We start from the raw sequence: 2,968 nt of genomic DNA, 5'->3' as shown, positions 1-2,968 counted from the left end.
ACCGCGTCCGGCGCTCCCCCGGAGTCACCGGCCAGCACGGGCAGACCCGTCGCCGAGGCCTCGAGGTAGACGATGCCGAGACCCTCCACGTCGAGCCCCGCGCCCCTCGTGCGGCACGGCATCGCGAACACGTCACCGGCCGCGTAGTGGGCCGGCAGCTCCTCCCAGCGGACCGAGCCGGTGAACACCACGTCCGACTCGACGCCCTCGGCCCGGGCCAGGGCCTGCAGCTTCTCCCGGTACGGGCCGCCGCTCACGATAAGCAGGGCCGCGCCCGGGACCCGGCGGCGGATCGTCGGCAGCGCGCGGATCAGCATGTCCTGGCCCTTGCGCGGCACCAGCCGGGACACGCAGACGATCACCGGGCGGTCGCTGAGCCCGTGCCGGGCGCGCACCTGCGAACCGTCCACGCCCGGGTGGTACGCGTCCACGTCCACCCCCGGCGTCAGCCGTTCCAGCGCGGTCAGCCCGTGCAGCGCCCGGTCCAGCCGCACCCGCTGGAACTCGGTCAGATAGGTGATCACGTCGTTGCCGCGGGCGATGCGGCGCAGCAGCTGGCGGGCCCCGGGCAGCGCGGCCCAGCCGATCTCGTGGCCGTGGGTCAGTGACACCGCCTGCTCGATGCCCGCGCGCCGCCGCAGCCCGTCCGCGAGCAGGCCGAGCGGTGCCCCCGCTCCGAACCAGACGCTGTCGCAGCCGTGCGACCGGGCGATCTCGGCGGCCCGCCGGGCGACCGCCGGGGTCGGCAGCAGCACCCCGGTGTCCTCCCGGACGACCTCGAACGGCTGCTCGGCGTCGAACTCCGCCGCGCCCTTCCAGCTGGACGCGTAAGCCACCACCGAGCCGGCCGGCTGGCGGACGGCGAGGTTGTGCACGAACTGCTGGATGCCACCGGGACGCGGCGGGAAGTCGTTGGTGACCAGCAGGGTGCGGCCCATCAGCGTTCCCCTCGGGCGTACGCGCGGGCCGCGGCCATCCGCTCCACGGTGGACGGGTGCGAGGCGAACATGACGTGCTCCCAGGTCGGCGGGTCGGGGTCGGAGAGGTTCACGGAGCCGAGCCGGCGTTGCATCGCCTCGAACGTCGCCGCGTCGCCGGTCAGCTTCAGGGCGTGCGCGTCGGCCCGGGCTTCGATGCGCCGCGAGACCAGTGCCTGAGCGGGCCCGCCGATCAGCCCGGCCACACTCACCAGGGCCAGCAGCAGCGCGATCGTCCGCGGCTCACCCATCGACTCCGTGCCGGCCAGCCGCAGCAGCCAGCCCAGCGAGCCGAGCAGGTAGAGCGCGATCACCGCGGCGGCCGCACCCAGCGCGCCGATGATCGTGCCGGTCACCACGTCGCCGCGCTTGGCGTGGCCCAGCTCGTGGGCGGTGACCGAGACGACCTCCTCGGGCGTGGCCTCGGTCAGCATCGTGTCGTAGACGACGATCCGCCGGGTCGGCCCGAAGCCGGACACGTACGCGTTCACGGCCCGGGTGCGGCGGGAGGCGTCGGCGACCAGGACATCACGCACCGGCACGCCGTCACGGGCGGCGAGGCTCATCAGCTCGGTGCGCAGCGGGCCCTGGGCCATCGGGGTGAACTTGTTGAAGATCGGCTCGACGACCACCGGCAGCACGAACGACAGCAGCACCACCAGCGCCGCCGCCCCGACGGCCCCGAACGCCCACCACCAGCGCGGGGCGAGCCGGGTCACAGTGAAGAAACCGAGCAGCGCCAGCCCGCCGATGACCGCGCCGACCGCATAGGACTTGGCCAGGTCGACCGCCCACGGGCCCCAGGTCTGGGTGGAGATGCCGTAGCGCACCACGACGGTGTGCCGCCAGGCCGCGAACGGCAGCGTGAGCACCTCGACGACCAGCACGATCACGAGGCCACCGAGGACGGCCTGGGCGATCCAGTGGTCGCCGAACGGGCGCCCGGCCAGGGACACCAGCCGCGCGCCCAGCGGGGTGAGGCCGAGCACCAGGGCCGCCAGGAGCCCGACCGCCATGGCGCCGTACGAGCCCGGACGCAGGTCGGAGTGGAAGGCGCGGGCCCGCTCCACCTGGTCGCCGGGCAGGCCGCGCAGGGCTTCGAGCTGGTCGGCCCGGGGCGCCGGCGGCCGGTGCCACGGGACCACTGTCGCCGCGTACGCGATCAGCGCCACGACGAGCACACCGAGCGCGCACGCCGCCCAGAGCCGGGGAGTCATCGAGCCATCCTAGAGATGGTGATCACGCCACGTGGCGGCGGCGCGGGTAGAGCGGCACGGAGACCGGCGGGTCCGGCGTCTCCAGCAGCTCCACCTCGAAGCCGGCCAGCTCGAACGTCTCGATCGCCCGCAGCTCGCCGGGGGTCAGGTCGGCGATGCCGTCGGGGGTGTCGTACAACGTGCTGACCAGGCATCCGTTGCATTCATCGGTCCGCTCGGCGCAGCGCCCGCAGTCGATGATCATCATTTCCTCCGCATCGTGGGGGGTGCGGCCCGCGCAGGGGGAAGAGGAGCTGTCGCGGACCGACCACCATCGGTGACAGTCACGCTATGGAGGGGGTATGACAAAAATCAGGAGCGGGCGAGCCGGCGCAGCAGTGAGTCGGCTCCCATCGGGTACGCGCCGTGCCGGCGTACCCCGTCGGCCACCTCGCGGTCGGACGAGATCACGACCAGCGGCCGGCCGGCCGGCTCGGCCCGCACGAGCTGGCGGATGAGCTCGTCGGCGGTGTCGCCCTTGTGCGAGAAGAGCACGCGTACGCCGCGCGGGGCGGGCGGCAGGCCGTGCACCCGCTCGGCACCGTCGAAGACCACCGTGACCTCGTCGCCGGTCTGCGCGGCGATCCCGCCGAGCCCGGTGATCAGGCGTTTGCGCTGCTGCTCGAGCGACATCTCGGCGAAGCCGCGCTTGGTGACGTTGTAACCGTCCACGATCAGGTGCGCCCGCGGCAGCGCCAGGAGCTGGTCCAGGCGGCCCGGGTCGTCGGTGTCCTG

4 protein-coding genes are annotated in these 2,968 nt (G+C 73.6%); all 4 read right to left on the bottom strand.

Annotated elements, in window-relative coordinates:
- Positions 1-938, bottom strand: a 938-nt coding sequence (locus tag AB0C29_RS41405) for a glycosyltransferase family 4 protein (RefSeq protein ID WP_360832722.1), incomplete at its 3' end; no start/stop codon positions are given.
- Positions 938-2,194, bottom strand: coding sequence for a M48 family metallopeptidase (locus tag AB0C29_RS41400; protein ID WP_360832720.1), 1,257 nt, complete (start codon positions 2,192-2,194; stop codon positions 938-940). The genes AB0C29_RS41400 and AB0C29_RS41405, both read right to left, overlap by 1 nt.
- Positions 2,195-2,216: 22 nt before the next feature.
- Positions 2,217-2,438, bottom strand: coding sequence for a hypothetical protein (locus tag AB0C29_RS41395; RefSeq protein WP_360549028.1), 222 nt, complete (start codon positions 2,436-2,438; stop codon positions 2,217-2,219).
- 107 nt (positions 2,439-2,545) lie between these two features.
- Positions 2,546-2,968: NYN domain-containing protein (locus AB0C29_RS41390; RefSeq protein WP_360832718.1), on the bottom strand; the 423-nt coding region annotated here is incomplete at its 5' end.

The sequence above is a fragment of the Actinoplanes sp. NPDC048791 genome, assembly GCF_040650095.1.
Classification (GTDB): domain Bacteria; phylum Actinomycetota; class Actinomycetes; order Mycobacteriales; family Micromonosporaceae; genus Actinoplanes.
This window is presented reverse-complemented; position numbering and strand designations above follow the sequence as displayed.

What these genes read in the sequence shown, in the direction of transcription:
- AB0C29_RS41395 (WP_360549028.1), bottom strand. Translation starts at nt 2,438, where the DNA reads ATGATCATCGACTGCGGGCGCTGCGCCGAGCGGACCGATGAATGCAAC.
- AB0C29_RS41400 (WP_360832720.1), bottom strand. Translation starts at nt 2,194, where the DNA reads ATGACTCCCCGGCTCTGGGCGGCGTGCGCGCTCGGTGTGCTCGTCGTG.